The sequence below is a fragment of the Sphingomonas sp. TX0543 genome (assembly GCF_048565505.1).
Lineage (GTDB): Bacteria > Pseudomonadota > Alphaproteobacteria > Sphingomonadales > Sphingomonadaceae > Sphingomonas.
This window is the reverse complement of record NZ_JBLZUS010000002.1, coordinates 1,107,630-1,124,313: the sequence shown is the minus strand read 5'-3', so window position 1 is coordinate 1,124,313 and position 16,684 is coordinate 1,107,630. Positions and strand designations below refer to the sequence as shown.

16 protein-coding genes are annotated in these 16,684 nt (G+C 62.2%); 8 read left to right on the top strand and 8 right to left on the bottom strand.

The window, feature by feature from the left end; genetic code table 11:
- The first annotated feature begins 529 nt into the window (after positions 1-529).
- The 3 genes from ACM61V_RS06065 to ACM61V_RS06055 all read left to right on the top strand — a co-directional run bounded on the left by ACM61V_RS06065 (position 530) and on the right by ACM61V_RS06055 (position 4,870).
- Positions 530-1,804, top strand: a complete 1,275-nt coding sequence (locus ACM61V_RS06065; RefSeq protein WP_419713883.1) for an LOG family protein — start codon at positions 530-532, stop codon at positions 1,802-1,804.
- Positions 1,789-3,285 carry a hypothetical protein gene (locus ACM61V_RS06060; protein ID WP_137786722.1) on the top strand — a complete coding sequence of 499 codons (1,497 nt, stop codon included), beginning with the start codon at positions 1,789-1,791 and terminating at the stop codon, positions 3,283-3,285. The genes ACM61V_RS06065 and ACM61V_RS06060 overlap by 16 nt, the downstream gene beginning before the upstream one ends.
- A gap of 220 nt (positions 3,286-3,505) precedes the next feature.
- On the top strand, positions 3,506-4,870 hold the full coding sequence (locus ACM61V_RS06055; RefSeq protein WP_137786723.1) for an anti-phage deoxyguanosine triphosphatase: 1,365 nt from the start codon (positions 3,506-3,508) through the stop codon (positions 4,868-4,870).
- On the opposite strand, the gene ACM61V_RS06050 is transcribed toward ACM61V_RS06055, so the two are convergent.
- The 3 genes from ACM61V_RS06050 to ACM61V_RS06040 form a co-directional block, all read right to left on the bottom strand.
- On the bottom strand, positions 4,867-5,871 hold the full coding sequence (locus tag ACM61V_RS06050) for an HNH endonuclease (protein WP_419714250.1): 1,005 nt from the start codon (positions 5,869-5,871) through the stop codon (positions 4,867-4,869). The genes ACM61V_RS06055 and ACM61V_RS06050 overlap by 4 nt on opposite strands.
- Before the next feature lie 444 nt (positions 5,872-6,315).
- Positions 6,316-6,936 carry a hypothetical protein gene (locus ACM61V_RS06045; protein ID WP_137786725.1) on the bottom strand — a complete coding sequence of 207 codons (621 nt, stop codon included), beginning with the start codon at positions 6,934-6,936 and terminating at the stop codon, positions 6,316-6,318.
- A 363-nt stretch (positions 6,937-7,299) separates the two neighbouring features.
- Entirely contained in the window at positions 7,300-8,973 is a 1,674-nt protein-coding gene (locus ACM61V_RS06040; protein WP_137786727.1) for a hypothetical protein, read from the bottom strand.
- 363 nt (positions 8,974-9,336) lie between these two features.
- Between ACM61V_RS06040 and ACM61V_RS06035 the strand changes: the two genes are divergently transcribed.
- The gene (locus ACM61V_RS06035) at positions 9,337-9,999 is read left to right on the top strand and encodes a hypothetical protein (RefSeq protein WP_137786728.1); all 663 of its coding nucleotides are present in this window, start codon (positions 9,337-9,339) and stop codon (positions 9,997-9,999) included.
- A gap of 72 nt (positions 10,000-10,071) precedes the next feature.
- On the opposite strand, the gene ACM61V_RS06030 is transcribed toward ACM61V_RS06035, so the two are convergent.
- Positions 10,072-10,602 (bottom strand): hypothetical protein, encoded by a 531-nt coding sequence (locus ACM61V_RS06030; RefSeq protein ID WP_137786729.1) that lies wholly within the window; start codon positions 10,600-10,602, stop codon positions 10,072-10,074.
- A 474-nt stretch (positions 10,603-11,076) separates the two neighbouring features.
- Here ACM61V_RS06030 and ACM61V_RS06025 point away from each other — a divergent pair, with 474 nt between their 5' ends.
- Positions 11,077-11,262, top strand: a complete 186-nt coding sequence (locus ACM61V_RS06025; protein ID WP_137786730.1) for a hypothetical protein — start codon at positions 11,077-11,079, stop codon at positions 11,260-11,262.
- Positions 11,263-11,312: 50 nt separating this feature from the next.
- Positions 11,313-11,897, top strand: coding sequence for a hypothetical protein (locus ACM61V_RS06020; protein ID WP_137786731.1), 585 nt, complete (start codon positions 11,313-11,315; stop codon positions 11,895-11,897).
- Here the strand turns inward: ACM61V_RS06020 and ACM61V_RS06015 are convergent.
- Positions 11,868-12,071, bottom strand: coding sequence for a DUF6527 family protein (locus ACM61V_RS06015; RefSeq protein ID WP_419714249.1), 204 nt, complete (start codon positions 12,069-12,071; stop codon positions 11,868-11,870). The two genes, ACM61V_RS06020 and ACM61V_RS06015, sit on opposite strands and share 30 nt — an antisense overlap.
- Between ACM61V_RS06015 and ACM61V_RS06010 the strand changes: the two genes are divergently transcribed.
- A complete protein-coding gene (locus ACM61V_RS06010) occupies positions 12,003-12,281 on the top strand; it encodes a hypothetical protein (RefSeq protein WP_171007572.1) in 279 nt (92 codons plus the stop codon). The two genes, ACM61V_RS06015 and ACM61V_RS06010, sit on opposite strands and share 69 nt — an antisense overlap.
- Positions 12,282-12,310: 29 nt before the next feature.
- On the opposite strand, the gene ACM61V_RS06005 is transcribed toward ACM61V_RS06010, so the two are convergent.
- Both ACM61V_RS06005 and ACM61V_RS06000 read right to left on the bottom strand, forming a co-directional pair.
- Positions 12,311-13,693, bottom strand: coding sequence for a ThiF family adenylyltransferase (locus tag ACM61V_RS06005; RefSeq protein WP_137786732.1), 1,383 nt, complete (start codon positions 13,691-13,693; stop codon positions 12,311-12,313).
- Entirely contained in the window at positions 13,690-14,796 is a 1,107-nt protein-coding gene (locus tag ACM61V_RS06000) for a multiubiquitin domain-containing protein (protein ID WP_137786733.1), read from the bottom strand. Before ACM61V_RS06000 ends, ACM61V_RS06005 begins: the two co-directional genes overlap by 4 nt.
- Positions 14,797-14,890: 94 nt before the next feature.
- Here ACM61V_RS06000 and ACM61V_RS05995 point away from each other — a divergent pair, with 94 nt between their 5' ends.
- On the top strand, positions 14,891-15,250 hold the full coding sequence (locus ACM61V_RS05995; RefSeq protein ID WP_137786734.1) for a helix-turn-helix domain-containing protein: 360 nt from the start codon (positions 14,891-14,893) through the stop codon (positions 15,248-15,250).
- A 216-nt stretch (positions 15,251-15,466) separates the two neighbouring features.
- Here ACM61V_RS05995 and ACM61V_RS05990 read toward each other — a convergent pair whose 3' ends face one another.
- Complete coding sequence (locus ACM61V_RS05990; RefSeq protein ID WP_212742188.1) at positions 15,467-16,621, bottom strand: hypothetical protein; 1,155 nt, start codon at positions 16,619-16,621, stop codon at positions 15,467-15,469.
- Between the last annotated feature and the right edge of the window lie 63 nt (positions 16,622-16,684).

Genomic DNA, 16,684 nt, shown 5'->3' with positions numbered 1-16,684 from the left:
AGCGAGCGGGCAGCAACGCGCCTCAACTCAGACGAAGTAGCTCGCGGGCCTGCCGTTCGTCCACGCTTCTTCGAAGCCCCGCCTCGCGCCTTCCACGACGTCCGGTGCTCGGACGATTGTAATGACCTCCCTGGCTGAAGAAGCACCTCCGCGATTGGCGAAGTTCGCTGAGGCATGCCGCTTCGTTGTCGACCACGAACACCTTGGCGTGAAGCCCCTCCACAACCCGTAGCGCGAGCCGTTCTGGGTTGGCCATGCGCAGGATAGGCGCAGCCAACGAGGCTTCCGAGGTCAGGACGCGCACGTCGAGCCTCGACGCGACGAACTCCAGCAGGGCGAGCAGCTCGACCGAGAGATGCGGGGCCGCGACGAGGAGGCTAACCGCAGGCGACCGTGATGGGGAACGCGTTGTCGGCGCCAATCGTGATCAATCCGGACCGAATCCGGAAAGAGGCTTTGACAGTTGCCATTGAGTGCTAATTAAATCGCACAAGTAAGACTCGGGACGCCGTCTGAGGGGAGCGCGCCGATGCCAAGTCCATCCTTTGAATTCGACCCGTTTCCGACCACCCTTTATTCCGCCGAGGACCTTCTCCAAGGGTTCGATCCCGATAAGCCTTCGAGCTATGGAAAGATGCACGACACCCTTATCTACAGGGAGTTCGTGGCAACCGGCGGCGCAGCCTGCACAGACTACCTTACCACGATGGGGAGGGCGCTGCATGACAACGCGATCGGCCAAGCGCTTGCCCAGACAGTGCCGGGGGACCGGATCGTGGCGATCATGGGCGGCCACGCAGGTGCTCGCGGTGACGCGGTATATGAAGACACAGCTAGGCTTGCCTCCCGACTGACGACCGCCGGCTTCACGCTAGCAAGCGGCGGCGGCCCCGGTATCATGGAAGCCACGCACCTCGGCGTGGCCTTCGCCGGCGATCCCGGTCTGGAGGACGCGCTGAAGGAAATCTCCGCTGCGGGCGTACCGCCGGCGATTCCAGCTAATGCTGGACGGCTCGTGCAAGCCGACGGCGCGATCGACACCGCGATTGCCGGCGCGCTCGGCGAGTATCTGGCGCCAGCGGTGCGGATTATGCGCTCGCTCGGTCGAACCGGCGGCATAGGCATCCCGACATGGCTATACGGCCATGAGCCGACCACGCCCTTCGCCTCGTCGATCGCGAAGTATTTCCAGAACAGCATTCGTGAGGACGGACTCCTCGCGCTCGCGACCAATGGAATTATCTACATGCCTGGCGGCGCGGGTACGCTCCAGGAGGTGTTCCAGGACGCGGCCCAGAACTACTACAAGACCTTCCCGACAGGACCGGGCAAAACGGGCGAGTTCAGTCCCATGGTCTTCTTCGGTGATTTCTGGACGACGAAAATCCGCGTCCGTCCGGTATTGAAGGCTCTGTTCGGGAAGCCGGCGAAGGCGCCGGACCGCAACATCGGCAACGAATATGAAGACTGGGTTCGCTTCCTCACAGATCCGGACGAAGTGATCGCCCACCTCGAATCATTCGAGGCGAGGCCTGCGCCAGGCCTTGAGCTGATGAAGGCGAACATTAGCCTTCCGGCGGGCAACCTGCTCGACGACATGTTGCCGGGTACAGTGCTGGTCCCTGCGGCCTCGTGGAACAGCGGGCAACCCTATGTCACTGCCTATCCGGACGGCCCCTGCTATCCTCCGAACCAGCAGTCCAACCTGGCACGCACCAGCCTGACGCCGGTCGGCGGCGCCACCAACGTCCCCGCGTGTGACAACAGCGGCAGCATGAGTGCGATACGATGCGCAGTTCACTGAAGCGTTTTCCGACACCTATCGTCGCTGTCATGATGCTCGGCGCCTGCGCGCATGCGGAGAACTATCGTTGGAGCGAGGACAGCTCGCCCAAGTTCGCCGGCAACCTTAGTCCGCCAGACGGCAGCTCGTTCGGATCGTGGTCGGACCCATCGGTCTCGGTATACAGCTTCGCCAGCCCGGCGACGCCGACCCCCGACGCAAGCCTGCGCGACCTCTCCGATCGCGGCCAAGCCGCGCTAATCTTGGCGATGACTGCGTCGGGTGCGAAACCGGACGACATCCGGGATGCCCTGGCAAAGCCACTGAAAGCGAAGACCGCACCCACCGAGACGCCGGTCGTGACCGAGGGCGTTTTCAAACGGACGCTCGTCGCCAACGTCACCAAAGGCTGGAACGCCCGACCCGGCGACCGCCTCGTCTGGACGTGGGTGTACGTGAAGCCGCTCAACTTCGCCTTCGAGGGATATACGATCGTCGCGACCGATAATCAGGTCCTGAACATCGAGAACGTGACCAACGCCACCACGGCGAGCCTAACGGGGCAGCTCGGGCGGACGACGAGCGGTACCACCGGTTCGACGACCACCGCTCCGCCGGTCGTCAGCACGCTCTCCAACGTTCTCGGTGGCTCGGCGGGTGTATCGGGCTCTGTGGGCAACACCTACACGACGACGGCCGCAATCAATCAGCAATACGTGAAGCTCGGCGCGGACATCGTGCCCGGCGAGTTGCGGATATATCGCGAGAGCGAACGCAACCTGGATGTCGCAGGCAACACGTTGATCGCGCTGAGCCTGCGGATGGATCCGAATAACTATCAGGACGCAGACTTCGTGCAGACCCTGCGCGTGACCGGGCTGAACGTGCTGGACGACAAGCGGGCTTTCCGCTCGGCGGACGAGACAGTCATCGACGTTTCGGTGAACAAGGCCCCGCCGAGGTGCGAACTCAAGGCCGAGGTAACTCTCTTCTACCAGTTCAGGCGTGCCAAGGATGGCCGCAGCTACGTGGAGGGTCAGCAGGACGCGGAGTACTATTCCGCTCAGACCACCACGAAGGCCGTGACCGTCGTGCCGGCGGGCGACATCACGAAGCCCAGCTGGCGGATTTTCTCCAGCGCGAGTACCGTTCCTCTCTACGGACTTACTGTCTTCGACGATTCACTGCCGATCGACTTCGTGTCCTACGAACAGGCCAATGCCTTCGCGGCTTGGCTGAACCATCAGCCGAAGTCCTTTTTCTCGACCGCTACGCCGTCGATCGGCAAGATGGGCCTGAAGCTCATCAGCGGCATTGGGATGAAGGGCAACTGGACACCGATAGTGGCGGGACAGTTCATTGCTCGGCCTTTCAGCCAGCCGCCGGCCGATCTCGCGAAGACATGCCTGAAGATCGACCAGAGCTACGCCGCCACAGCCGCAGCCGTCGCGGCTTCTCAGCCGAGGCCGCAGCCCACACCGGTGCCGCCCAAACGGAAGTGAACCGTCGAAGACTATGGGCAGGGCCTACTCTCTCTGGAAGTGTCATGCGGTGAATTTGCTGATCGCCTCGGGTTCGGTCAGGTCCATTTCCCCATTTCCTGGATGCGGACGGTTGAGCCAAACGTGTGGCAGCGCGAGGATATTCGGCTGATCCGCCGAAAGGTTGGTGAGGCAGGGCGGAGCAGCTAGGCGGGTGCCGAACGAAATCATGGATATGTGGATGCCAGACGAAACCGAAGATCAGTCTTGGTCCGACCGCCGCGAGGCATGGCGTGCACAGGTTGAAGATGCCCGAGATGCCGCAGCGACCGACTACGCACGCATCATTCATTCCGCGTCGTTCCGTCGGTTGCAGGGCAAGACGCAGATCCTCAACCTGGGTGACAGCGACTTCTACCGCAACCGACTGACTCACTCCATCGAGGTGGCGCAGGTCGCAGGCGGCCTTTCTCGGCAAATGCAGAAGGACTTTCGCGACCACCCCGCCGCGGCCTGGATCCCGGACCTGACGCTCATCCAGGCGATTGGAGCGACGCACGATCTTGGCCACCCGCCGTTCGGCCATGGCGGCGAGGTCGCGCTGAACTACTGCATGCGCGGTGACGGCGGCTTTGAAGGCAACGGGCAGACGCTGCGCATCCTCGCGCGGCTGGAGCGCTTTTCCGAATCCGCCGGCTCGAATCTGTCTCGCCGCACGCTTTTGGGTATCCTGAAGTATCCAGCCGCTTTCACGGCGGTGGCGAGCCACGATCCGGATCTACGCCCCCGGCTGCTGAGTGGGACCAGCGTCGTGAACCTGATCGACCGGAAGGCGTGCAAGCCGCCCAAGTGCTATCTCGACACCGAGGCAGACGTGGTTGAGTGGCTTCTGGAACGCTTGCCGACAGCCGATCGTGATCGCTTCATATCCTTTGATCGCGAGGACGGCGGACATGGCAAGACGCGTTATAAGTCGTTCGACTGCAGCATCATGGATTTGGCGGACGACGTCGCTTTCGGCGTTCATGACCTGGAGGACGCCCTCGCAATGGGTCTGATGGACGCGGACGACGTAAGGGCGATGATACCGGAAGCCTCGTGCGGCTGCTTCCTCGACAGCTTGAAGCAACGCTACCCGGCGGAATTCGGCAATGACGTGTACGAGGGGTTCATCGCTGGGCTGAAGGAACACGATCGACGCAAGCGCTTCATCGGCCGAATGGTGGCGCACTTCATCACGAATGTTCGCATCGCCACGGATGAGGCATTCGGGACGCCGCTTCTCCGGTACCGTGCCGAATTGCCGAAAGCCCAGCGCGATTTCCTGAACCAGCTCAAGAAGGCGGTGGCGACCAAGGTCATCCGCAGCGCATCGGTCCAGCATCTTGAATTCAAGGGGCAGAACATGGTGGTCGAAGTGTTCGAGGCGCTGGCGTCGGAACCGAAGGCGCTGCTCCCGGGTCCTACCCTGACCCGGTATGAGGCTTCCGCGGACCCGCAACGGGTGATCTGCGATCACATATCAGGAATGACCGACTCCTTCCTGTTGAAGACCTATGAGCGGCTGTTCAGCCCACGAATGGGATCGGTGTTCGATCGGATCTAGACGGTTGCGGACGATCGTTTGATATGGTCGGTGAAGTCGACCAAGCCGACCCATGTCGTCTTCCTGGTCTGGTGATCGACCGTCGCCATCATTCGGTCGTTCGCGGCTATGCCGGCCTCGAGCGTCGCCGGGTCGATTGCGAGCTTGATGGCGGCCGACAGCAGCGGGTCGCCGAAAAGCGAGACGATGATCTGCGTGTCGGCACCTTGAGGCATCAAGCAGACCAGGTGATCGGTGGCCCCGGCAGTTCCCATGGGGAGCGTCGATCGGATGTTGGGATCGACCCCCGTCAGGAATTTTTCGATTGCGCCGCCGCCCCCTGCGCCACGTACGACCGCCCGCATGCGGCGCGCGTGTTTGCTTCCCGTCCAGTGCCAGCCGAGCGCGAGGTGAGCGAAACCGAAAGCAATCTTGATCAGGCCACGGCGTAGCGCGTCGAGCTCCATCGGAAAACCGACCTTGTACTCCCCGAATTGCTCGCGTTCAGCGGCTGCAATCGATGCAGCGATGTCCATCGGCTGGCCGGTCGTCGGGTCGATGACGCTTTCACCGCGACGCTTCGACTTCGCGGCTATGCCTTCGACGATACCGGTGACCTGACCGTGGTCGCCCACGACGAGAACCTGCTCGCCGTATGTCTCGTGTTGCCGTAGGACGATCGGCTTATGACGGAATGTCGCCGGTTCGTTGTGGGGCCGGACCATGGTGGCTGGCTCGTTGCCGATCGTGCTGGTCGCCGGCAGCGTCAAGTCGGGCACGGTCCTGCCGTGGCCGCGGATCGAATGCGTCTGGCGCAGGATGACGATATACGGCTGGTTGATGCATTCGGCATCCACGGAATCGCCGAGGCTATTGTTGCACCCCACGCACGCGTCATGGGTCGCGAGTCCGTCGCTTCCCCCAAGCGAATATGGGATCGCATGCTCGAGCGAAGGATTGAGCGCGGCCTGCCCGGTCTCTCGCGGGATTAGCGTTTTCGTGCAGTAGATACATCGTTGCATCCGGCAGATGTCGCGACATCTTGCGGAGATTTCAAGTGCGGCATTGGGTTTCATTTGTAAAATTCCGATGCTTTGGTGCCATCGCCCTGAAATCCCTTGGCTAGATCTTGATTCCCTCGGGGGCTGTCCAAGCACGATGCCCGACCCCAAGGTCGAGGCGGCAACCGGACACTGCCCTTAAGCCGGTGACCTTCTGCGCATCCCAAGCGCGGACGAGACCGCCGAGGATATTCCGGTCGACGACGCCGATCGCTGGCCAGCCAAGCAGGGCAGCAGCGGAGAACAGCTCCTCGGGACAAAAGGCGCCACGAAGGAATGAGAATTGGGTTGTCGCCTGGCGCTGATCAAAGGCCAACTCGCGCCAAACTGCTCCCTTTATGCTCCTTTCATGCGAGAGCTCTGTCAATGGCCGACGGATCTGAAGCGGTTACGCTAGCGCTTCTGTCAGTCCGGCTGTTCGAGCAGCCAGCGTGCGACGATTCGCATGAAATCGACGTAGGGAATTTTGTCGGGATCGAATTCGAGCGCGTCGGCGAGTGCGGGAAGGTCACCTAGAAATGCCTCGTAAATGCGCTGCACGCGATCTGCGCTGGGCAACTCCCGCCTGGTTACGTTTGCGAGCCAGTCACGAACTTCGCGCAACGCGCGTATCGGCTCGCCCCCATGCTCATGGATGTCGATGCCGGCGAGGTCCGAGATGAATTTCTGATACCGATATTGCTCGATATCGAGGACCAGGACCCTCTTCGCCTTCTGATGCTTTCCGCCGTAGCGCTTGGCGCCGAGGAAAAGGCCAAGCTCGAGCGGCATGTTGAATCGGGGCAGGTTGTGCTTGTCGTCTAGTTCGGTTCTCGACAGGTCGTGGATCCCATATCGACAATCCTCGATCAGCCTTTCGATCTTGTCGATGCGTGTCTGCCCGCCGTCGTCCAGCTCCCGCGCCGATCGGGGGCGGAAGCCGCAGATGAGGATCGCGACAATAATCGCGCGGAACGACGCGGCAAACTCTGGGTCGAAGGGGCAGTTGATGAAGACGTCATCGGTCGACGTCGCTGCCCGAGCCATCCTATTTCTTCTTGGAAAGGACGCTCTTCACGGCGGCCGTGATCTGCTTATCTGACACGGTCGATTTCTTGGACACGACTGGTGCCAACACGTAGCGGCCCGTGGCGGCGCTCCGCCCCAGGACGACCGGCTTCTTGACTGTCACATTCGTGTTCGTGGTCATGCTCCCAATGTGCGCTCGGCGGGAGACTTCCGCAATCCCTGCTCTGCTATTTCCACGTGGTACCATCAGTGGCGTTGAAGCTGATCGCATCGACGAACGGCCTCAGGATCTCGCTTGGCAGCGCGTATGTGATGGGGAGGCTCACGCCTGCGATGTCTAGGCCACTTGTCACCATGCCTAGGACCGCGCCCGTCTGTGGATCACAGACGACGCCGCCGCTGATCCCACCCAACGCGACGGAACTGATCTGGAACAGCCGTGTCTCCCCCAGTTGAATGGCTGGGCCTATAACCTCTTCGCGTACGGACCGGCCTCGGCGCCGACGCAAGCCCGAGCGTGCGCATGGATTCCCACGCGGCTTCCACGTCTGCGAGATGGCGGTCTTCGATATCGATTGCCGGTTGCTTGATCTCGATGGCCAGTTTTCGCCGGAAATCTTCCAAACCTTCATATTGCCACGGGAAACCGAAGCCCCGCGCTCTGATCGAGCGGCACAGGATCTTGATCGTATGATCCATGTCAAAAGGTCGGACGGTGCTGAGGTCGGCCGGGTCCTCCTTCCCAACTTCATCCACCAGCTTCCCGACGGACGCGACGACCATGGTGTGCTTCCAGAGCGCGGGAAACTTCTGCCGCAGGCTCAGTTCCAGAGCACACATGCTCACAGAGCCATTCGCATCGACGGCGACTCTGCGCTTTTCGTGGAGGAACTTCGGGATCAGCGATTCGATCGATCGACATACGAAGGCCACGCGCCGAGCCATGGCCTCCCCAGCGATTTCGTCCGCCCTGCGCTCTTCGAGGCGGGCGCGGATATCGTTGATCCGTGCACCGATTGTCGGGAAGCGGTTTCTTGCCCCGGCGACGAAGCCGAGGCGTTGCTCGCACTTTCGCGCACTTGATATCCGGTCGCTCTCGACGATCGGAACGTGGTCCTCAGCCGCAATGGCGAGTTCGACGAGATCGAGGACTGCGCCGTATTCCGCCTCGATCAGGTTGTTACTGTTCGGCACATCCAAACCGGCGGCCTTGCAGAGCGCCAATTGCTGCTCGTTGACTGCGCTTCTGAAGAAGGGTCGATAGATGTCGCTTTTGTCACATCCGATCATGAACGTCACCTCGCGGTAGTCCACGTGGCCGCTACTAAGTACGGGAAACCTTTCCTTTCTGAGACCCAGCCAGATTCCGACGTCGACGATGCGGCGTCGCAGGGCGACGCTGTGTTTGGGATTTAAGATCGTCCGCGACGGACAGATCGTAACGACCCCGTGGCGCCGGGCGAGCTCGACGATGCCCTGATTGACCGCTTCGTGGCGGATGACCGGCTCGCGGCACTTCAATACTTCGGCACACGGCTTAATGGCCGGTTGGCCGCCTCGCCAAGGCACCTTCCCGCCGTCGAGCGCAAGGTCGGCGTCCCACATCACCAGTTCGTCCAGCGCGGCGTCGATCTCTTCCTGGCGTATGACGATGTCGTATCCCGCGACCGACTGGCGGAGCGCTTCAAGCTGGTCATCGGTAGCGGTGGGGCGCGCGAACGCGTCGGCGGAACGTACCAGCTTAGGCTGCTCTATCCAGACGGCGGTGTCGATCGTCGCAAGCGCTTCGATCTCTTCCCGGATGCCCGGCAGATATCCTGCGAAACGGGGGATGCCAAGCAACTTCGCGCTCCAGCCGATGTCCAGCTGACCGCGACTATTCCTACGGAGCTTTACCTCGCCGGCGGCGACAGCATCGCGGGCGGCACGGACGGTCAGGAGGTGCAGGTCTTTGGCGGTGACCTTCTTCGTCGGGTCGAAGAAGTCGTCGTCATTGACGGCGGAGCGACCATCCAGGTCGCTCGTCCGGTCTTTTACGATGCAGCCGTCCGTCATGCGAAGGTGCACGTCCGCATGCGAGCCTCTTCCCATGCGAGAAGGTCTGCGACCCTGTAGCGTACCGGTCCATTCTTGGAGGCTTGGATAAACGGTGGCGAATCTATCCCCGACGACCGTCGCTTCTCGAGAAACCCCTTGGCCCGACGCAAAAATACGTTGGCCTCAACGGTCGTGAGGAGACGTTCTCCATCCGTCACCGCCACTGCGCCGGACACCTCAAGCACGACGGCTTGCGGCCTGCGATCAATAGTCGTCCCCCTATGCATGATCGTGCTCCATGAATGTGTAGTGACTTGGCAACTTTCTTTCGCTTGCCATGTGTTACTCCATCCGTCAAGGGATGTTGCCTAACCACTACACATGGAGGTTGCGCTGTCTGGGCTTCAGATTTCTCGGGGCACGCTAGTCAGCACCCTGGCAAAGACGTTCAACGTTCCGCAAACCTCGGGGCGCGGGTCAGATGTGGGGCATAACGGCCTGAACGCTCTGATCGCGCGCATCAGGCAGCTTGGCGCCTTGGGAGTTCCGAGTAAGCCGAGGCCGACCATGAACGCGCATCTGACCTACGGTCTGACCGAGGTGGCCGAGATATCGATGGCCATGGCGTTGATGAACGCGCACATGTCGCCGGCGCTTGCGGCCCGCTACGTGAAAGAGAAGTGGAGTGACCTGGCGACATTGGCGCTTGCTGGGATGCTTAAGGCAATCCCTGGATCGATGCGCGACTCCTACGAAATGCCAACCGGCGGTTCGCTTGCACTGATCGAGGGGAACATATTGCGCACCTTGGGCAATCGTGAGGCACGGGATGGTGTCGACGAGGTGCCGCTAGCGCCTGTCGAACTGTTCAACGACGCAATGCGCCTCGGCATCCGCCTTGCCGAATGCCCGTCTGCGATCGTGCTGAATGCGGGAGACTTCATGTACAAGAACCTCATCTCGCTGCGAGCATTTGCCCCGCCAGACGATGAGCTGCGCCTCATGCTCGACGCGATTCAGAACGCCGCGACCGGCGAAGACTAGACGCACGGTCGGGACATCATCTTATTGGCTGGCGCGATGTCGCCGGGCGGGCCGCCCGACGACACGCGACTTTCAGGCCGCCTTCGCCAATGAGGGTAGCTTGAACGTTTCGCCCCTGCGGCGCTGCTCCGCCCCGATTTCGTTGAGCCGATTGTAGGCTCGTACCATGTCATCCTGCGCGGACTGGAAGTCAGGCGCGGGCGCCTCTTCAAGCCTGCGCAATCGCAATCGATCGTCGAAGCGGAAGCAACCCAAGTTGAAGCCGTCCGGCACGAGCTGCGCACGGCTGCCCCGGTCGCTCATCCAGAGCATGCAGTTCTCGATGATGTGAACCTTCTTCCCGTCCGGCGCGACGAGGCCGATCTGTGGCACGTTCGGCACGTCAGGGGCGTAATGCACCCAGATAACCGGACGGCGGGTCGCGCGGACCCTCGAGGTGAACTGCATCAGTTGCAATGCGTGCGGTTCGGCACCGCTCAGCACCAATTCGACCTTCTCGATGAATTCCGCGTGGCGGCCGGGGCGGCCGGTCAATAGATGGGCGAGCGCGCCCATGAAGTTGGCGACGGCCTCGCGCTGTTGCTGCTGTTCGTTGTCGTTCATTTCTGCTCCTTCTGTCCGGTGCTTCTTTTCCCCTCGCTCTGCGGGGACACTTCATGAGTTTGGAAAAGCCGAGCCTGGGCGGAGCGCGCACGTCGCGCGCATCGCCGCCAGCGGGCGGCCGCCCGAAATGCAGTCCTGAGCGGGAATGAGGGTTCGAAGGGAAAAAGCGGCTCGCGAGCCGCATGTTTACGGAAACTTAGGTTTTGAGCCCGTAGGCTCCGCCGGGGCGTGTCCGAAGCTGAATGTCTTTTCCCTTCTGCCACTTCATTCAACAACTCCTGTTGTTGAAACGCGCGCGCGACGCGGCGGGCCGCTAGTCCACGACTGATCAACCGACGTAACGGTTAGGCCTCGTCGTTACGGGACGGTCAGATCGTAGCTGCGCACTTGTAAGACGGGCCTGATCCGCTAACATTCGCGTTGTGGTCGAGAGGTGCCGATCGGTGGCACCCGGCCTGATGCAAGGAGGACCGCATGAACGACGCAGATCGGCGCGCTGCTGTGCTCGCCGTCATCAAGCTGAAGACCGAGGAGAACACTGCCTCAAGGGAGACCGCGCGCGCGGCTCTCATCGCCGAAGGCATCTACACTAAGGCGGGCAAGCTGCGCGCCCAGTTCCAGGTGCCGAACGAGCGTAAGCGCAAGACCGAGGCGGCTTGAGCCGTCTTACGACGTCCTTCCTTCTCGGCTACCACGGCTGCGACAGGAAGGTGGGCGAGCGCGCGATCGCTGGTGAGTTCGACCTCATTGCCAGCGACAAGAAATACGATTGGCTTGGTCCCGGCGCATATTTCTGGGAATCGGATCCTCGGCGGGCCGCGGAATGGGCGAGCTGGAAGGTCGGCCGCAACCATTACAGACACGGTGCCGTTATCGGCGCGGTCATCGATCTTCGTCACTGCCTTGACCTGACGACGCGCGAGGATGTCGAGGTCTTCAGGAAGGCGCACGAGTCCTTCATCGATCACCAGCAGACGGGCGGACTGGAGGTGCCGGAGAACATCTCTGTGCCGGGCCAACCGGATCAGGACCGTTCGCTGAGATTCCTGGACTGCGCGGTCTTCAAGCATCTTCACGGGCTGTTGGCCGAGGGAAGGGTCGAGCCGTACGATACCGTGCGGGGAATGTTCACGGAGGGGCCGGAGGTCTATCCAGGATGCGGTTTCGCCGAACGGACCCACGTCCAGATTGCGGTTCGCAATCCGAGTTGCGTCGTGGGCCTGTTCTGGCCGCGGGGCGACGCCGCCGCCGCGGTCAGGGATGTGCTAGATCCCAAACCGACGGCGACGACTTGATCGGCGCTGGGGTTGGCCGTCCTCTTCTAGGTCGCGACACCACCGGACCTTTCCGCCGACAAGCCAGAAGTGCGACCTGCAGCCGTCACGAGCCCAAACCGACGGATGGAGCGTAGGCAAGCCAAGCCGATCGACCGACAAGCTCCATCGCGGCTTGACGTTATCGAGCAGCATTACCTCGAGCTGTCGACCGCATCCGCACGGACAGATCATGCCGGCGGACCAGAGCTCGCCATCTTCCCGCGCGACGACGAGAAAGCCATCGGGAAGCGCGGCGGGCAGTTCGTCACCTTCGACGAAGGCCAAGGCGTATTCCTTGTCTCGGGGCCTACGCCCGGCGAGGAGGAGTATCCTCGCCCACGCCCGATCACGCCACTGTGCTAGGTGCGCGCCGACCTGCCTGATGAAAACGATCATCCCGCCTTTCCTAAGGCCGGCAGTCCGAGCGGCGGTTCCACCGCACCGGCGCCGAGGACATGGGAAGCCGCGACGTCGAAGCTACCCTCCGGGAAGGTCTCGTCTTCCATCTCGGCGAGGCGGAACAACGTTCGGGCATAGCGGTCGTTCGGTTCATGCCGGAAGGGGAAGGCTCGGGCGATATACTCGAGCATCGCTGCCGATGCCGCGCGCATGTTGAGCGCGATGACGGCTGGCGCCTCTTCGTGCACGCCCTTGATGTAGCCCTCCGCCACTTCGTCCGCGTGGGCGTTGGGCGCGACCCGCGCGAGGTATTCCGCTCGTAGTGATTCAGGCGTGTAGACCCGCCGGCTTCCTAGGCTCGACCGGCCGGGCTGGACATAGTCGACGCGACCCATGACCTCGGCAACCGCCGGATCGCCGTCCTCGTCCCGCCGCGTGGGAATCGTGACCCCCATGTCGATGAGCGGGATCAGGAACGCCTGAGCGATCAGATCGGCGATCTGTCGTCCCTCGGACGAATCCACGCACGAGAAGATGACATCCGCCTCTGCCGCCGCCTCGATGGCGGCACGGGTAAGGATCGTCTCGGGTATCGCCTCTGCGGTGGCGTCGGGGCGGTATCGCGCGATCGCTTCCGCCAGAACGTCGACCTTCAGACGGGCAGCATCGGCGTCGCCGACCACGGCGTTGAGGATGCGGTTCAGGTTCTTCGTTTCGACGCGATCGAAGTCGATGAGGATGATGCGGCCAAAACCGAGGCGTGCGACCTGCTCGGCCATGATCGAGCCGGTACCAGAAACGCCAATGATGCATGCGCAGCGGCGTTTAAGTGCGGCTTTCATGCCATCTCCAAACGCCATCGATGGCTTGCGGCCACCATCGCCCGGTTCGAAGTGAAGGATATCGTCGCCAGCTACGCGCACGACGAGGTTGTAGCGCTCACCCGCAGCCGTGTGGGCTCGCGCCCGCATCGCGCCGCCCGGCACCATGATAGCCGAACCGATCAGCGCGGGCGTGGCGCCGCACCACCCCGCGAACAGGTGCCGCATGACTTCGGCGTCGCTGACATCATCGGCGTGGGAGAAGGCGAACAGACCACCGGGGTGGGAGTGGACGAGGACAAGCGTCAGGCCTTCTTCTTCGGCCCGCTCCTGCGCGATAGCCAGTCGTGCTCCTGGCCACACGATCATGTCGGGCTCGCGAAGGCGACACTCGTCGTAAGGAACGAGCAGCACGTCGCGCGCGATCAAGTCTCCTTGCGGGCCAGCGCCCGAGCCGCATAGCAGGATCGCAGCCGCCTCGCCGCCGTCGATGGGCAGTAGGTGGGTCGCGAGGCGGGCGTGGAGGATGCCCGACAGCGTCAAGCGGCGGCTCACTTTTCCACCTCACGGGCGAGCGATTCCTCGACGAGCAGCAGGTGGGTGACCACGCTGTCCTTGCCAGGGCGCCAGGGCGCGATCGCGCCGCGATGGCGCGACCAGCGCTGAAAAACGCGACCAGTGATAGTCTCGCTGACCTGGGTCTGCGGGATCGGCTGACCGTCCGTGCGCGCGAGAGCCGGATTGCAGTAGAACATGTCGATCTCGGCCATCGGATAGGCAGTCGGGATCTCGATAGCGACGGTGGTCGTGCCTACGTTGTAGCCCGCCGGAAGTTCGACATCCCGAAGAACGAGCCAACGCCGTCCGGCGTCAATGATGGTCGCCCAGTCGTGTCCATGGGCGGTGAGCCATTCCTCGTCGGTCGGCAGCAGCGCGAAATCGCGATGCCGCGCCGTTGCGACCTCACCGTTGTTGATCTCACGGGGCGTGAGCCGGAGCTTCTCGATGCCCGGTTCGCGGAGATCGATGATGTAGTTGAGATCGACCTGCCTGCGCCCGCTGGCAGACTTCAGGACGATGATCCACGCCGTGTCGGTGTCGAACCCAGCCTTCGTCAGGGCATCACGGACGCTGATTTCGGGGGTGTCGCCCTTGATGGTCACGCCCTGAACGTTCAGCTTCCACTCGTCGGCTTTCGTATAGAAGGTCTCGACGCCGGCATGCTTCAGGTTGACGTCCGTGCCGGGCTCGATGAGCAGATCGGCCTCGTCCTCGCGCTGCAGGTAGATGTGCTGTGCCGGATCGACCGCGGCCAGCGTGCGAAGCGCGTGTTCACTGATGGCGTTAGCGGGCCACTCGATCGAATGGTCGTTGAGAACCAAGCGGAATGTGCGGTCGGTCTTTTCTACGATGAGCTTCGGCGCGGCGATGCCGGTCATATCGACCTGCTCCTCCGGCCGCACCTCTTCGATGTCGCCGCCGGGCAGCCACTGGAGGACGATGTACTCGTTGTGCGGGCTGAGGCCGAGACTCGCGAGAACCTGGCGGCCGGTCGGCGTCGTGTCGGGGACATGCACGCGGCGAAAGACGAGGCTCTCGTCAGAGACGTCGACGACCGTGAAGCGTTCGATGCTGGCGGTATTCTGGGGCTGATCCATGGAGAGAATCCTTTCAAGCTCGGTTTTCGATTGCATTCTTGCAACTGACGACTCATATGAGGTCGAGAGTTGGTAATTGCAAGAGTGAAATTTGATGCCGAATGTCGAATTTAATGCGCGGGCGTTCTATCTCGCGCTCGACGGGGCCCGTGCCGCCAAGGATCTCAACTGGAAGCAGGTGGCGGAGAAGTCAGGTGTCAGTGCGTCGACGCTGACCCGCCTGTCGCAAGGCAAGCGGCCCGACGTCGATAGCATGGCGGCGCTGGTGTCTTGGTCGGGCCTGTCGGCGGATGAGTTCGTTACAGGCGGCCGTGGTCAGCGGCCCGAGGCTCTATCGCAGATCACGAGCCTGTTGAGCGCGGATGCGCGGCTGACAACCGAAAGCCGCGATGCGATGATCGGTATGGTGACCGCCGCCTATCAGCGCATGGCGAAGGTCGACATCAAGAAATAGTTCAGCGCTTGCTGCGCTTACCGGAACCCGTGGGCAGGCTTTGGCCCTGGACGCTCGACATTATCCTCGCGACGTCGCCTGCGAACGCTGTGGTGACGCTTCGCACGACATCGTCCGGCGAGGGCGTGTCCCTTAGGTAGCGTCTCAATTGTTCGTCACGCGACGTCAGCATGGCCAACGTGCGCTCATCGTCGCCTGGCATGTGGATGCTCCTGCTCATTTAACGCGTTTCGCGTAGGAGGGGTTCAGCTCGATGTCGAAGTAGTGCTTTCGTCGAACCCAGATGAATCCTTCGTTACGCGTGAGGACCGCGACGTCGATCGGTCCGCCGACGGTATCGGGGTCGGGCGAGTATCGACGTTTGCGCGACGTGAGTTCGACAAGCGAGTAAGCGAATTCCGCGAGTTCCTTCTTCGACAGGTGGTCGATGACACCGACGACTTCCTGCTCGGAGGCTTCGCTGAGCCCCTCGATCCCTTCCCGGAACCGCTGGAGGGCAGCTTCCTGAAGGGCCTTGCGGGCCGTTCGCGGAAATGTGCGCGGCCGGGAATCCAGTATCTCCCCGACCATCGACATCATGATGCGCTCGAGCCGCTCCTCGGACGACTTGTCGATACCGAAGATGAAACGCTCGACCATGTCGGTCTGGGCGAAAGGCACGACGGCGGCCGTCGCGCCCCGCCGGTCGATGTCGATCACTTGCTCTTTGATCACCCGGAACTCGCCGAAGTAGATCCCATCCCATTCCACGGCGTGCATCGTCGGAAACTGGTCGGCGCTGCCGAAGCCCGCGAATACGAAACCAGTGAACACCTCGGTCCGGATCCGCGACCGCACCAAAGTGAAGATCATCGTATGCAGCTGGGAGCGGAGCGAGGCGTCGACCTCCAACCCGCTCAGGGCAACGTTGATGATGCCGTCGATCACGGCGCCGTAGCGCGAAATGAAATCGGCCTCGCTATGACCATCGAGGAAGCCGTCAATGCGATCGTCCTCGGCCTCGGCCTGGCGCGCTGCGATGGCAGAGCGGACGCGCTCTACGGGATCGACCGCGCGACGCCCACGACCTCGTAGCAACGCCTCGAGCATGGCGTTCACATGCACAGTGCTGAGCTGGTTCAGCTCGGCGGCGACGAGCTGTCGGAGGTGATCGAACTCATCTTCGTCGCTGTGTCCGAAGTTGAGCAGGAACTCGCTGAACTTGGGCCATACCGAGACGAGCCTGTCGAAGGTCCCGGTTGTCTGCTTCTCGCGGAAGTCGCGAACGACGACTTCCAATGGCGCGTTCATGTGATGGGCGTTGTTATAGATCATAAGCCCGACGGGCTGGAATCGCGACAGCTCGAAGATCTTCTCTGCGGAATCGTACATCTTCCGCTGGCCTGGGCTCGCCAACGTGACGACGCTGTCGGCTGCCAATGCCACCGCGGTGCG

Coding starts and splice junctions, on each gene's coding strand:
- ACM61V_RS06045 (WP_137786725.1), bottom strand. CDS start 6,936: ATGGCTCGGGCAGCGACGTCGACCGATGACGTCTTCATCAACTGCCCC.
- ACM61V_RS06025 (WP_137786730.1), top strand. CDS start 11,077: ATGAACGACGCAGATCGGCGCGCTGCTGTGCTCGCCGTCATCAAGCTG.
- ACM61V_RS06065 (WP_419713883.1), top strand. CDS start 530: ATGCCAAGTCCATCCTTTGAATTCGACCCGTTTCCGACCACCCTTTAT.
- ACM61V_RS06010 (WP_171007572.1), top strand. CDS start 12,003: ATGGAGCGTAGGCAAGCCAAGCCGATCGACCGACAAGCTCCATCGCGG.
- ACM61V_RS06035 (WP_137786728.1), top strand. CDS start 9,337: ATGGAGGTTGCGCTGTCTGGGCTTCAGATTTCTCGGGGCACGCTAGTC.
- ACM61V_RS06015 (WP_419714249.1), bottom strand. CDS start 12,071: ATGCTGCTCGATAACGTCAAGCCGCGATGGAGCTTGTCGGTCGATCGG.
- ACM61V_RS06050 (WP_419714250.1), bottom strand. CDS start 5,871: ATGCAACGATGTATCTACTGCACGAAAACGCTAATCCCGCGAGAGACC.
- ACM61V_RS05990 (WP_212742188.1), bottom strand. CDS start 16,621: ATGTACGATTCCGCAGAGAAGATCTTCGAGCTGTCGCGATTCCAGCCC.
- ACM61V_RS05995 (WP_137786734.1), top strand. CDS start 14,891: ATGCCGAATGTCGAATTTAATGCGCGGGCGTTCTATCTCGCGCTCGAC.
- ACM61V_RS06060 (WP_137786722.1), top strand. CDS start 1,789: ATGCGCAGTTCACTGAAGCGTTTTCCGACACCTATCGTCGCTGTCATG.
- ACM61V_RS06040 (WP_137786727.1), bottom strand. CDS start 8,973: ATGACGGACGGCTGCATCGTAAAAGACCGGACGAGCGACCTGGATGGT.
- ACM61V_RS06055 (WP_137786723.1), top strand. CDS start 3,506: ATGCCAGACGAAACCGAAGATCAGTCTTGGTCCGACCGCCGCGAGGCA.
- ACM61V_RS06000 (WP_137786733.1), bottom strand. CDS start 14,796: ATGGATCAGCCCCAGAATACCGCCAGCATCGAACGCTTCACGGTCGTC.
- ACM61V_RS06030 (WP_137786729.1), bottom strand. CDS start 10,602: ATGAACGACAACGAACAGCAGCAACAGCGCGAGGCCGTCGCCAACTTC.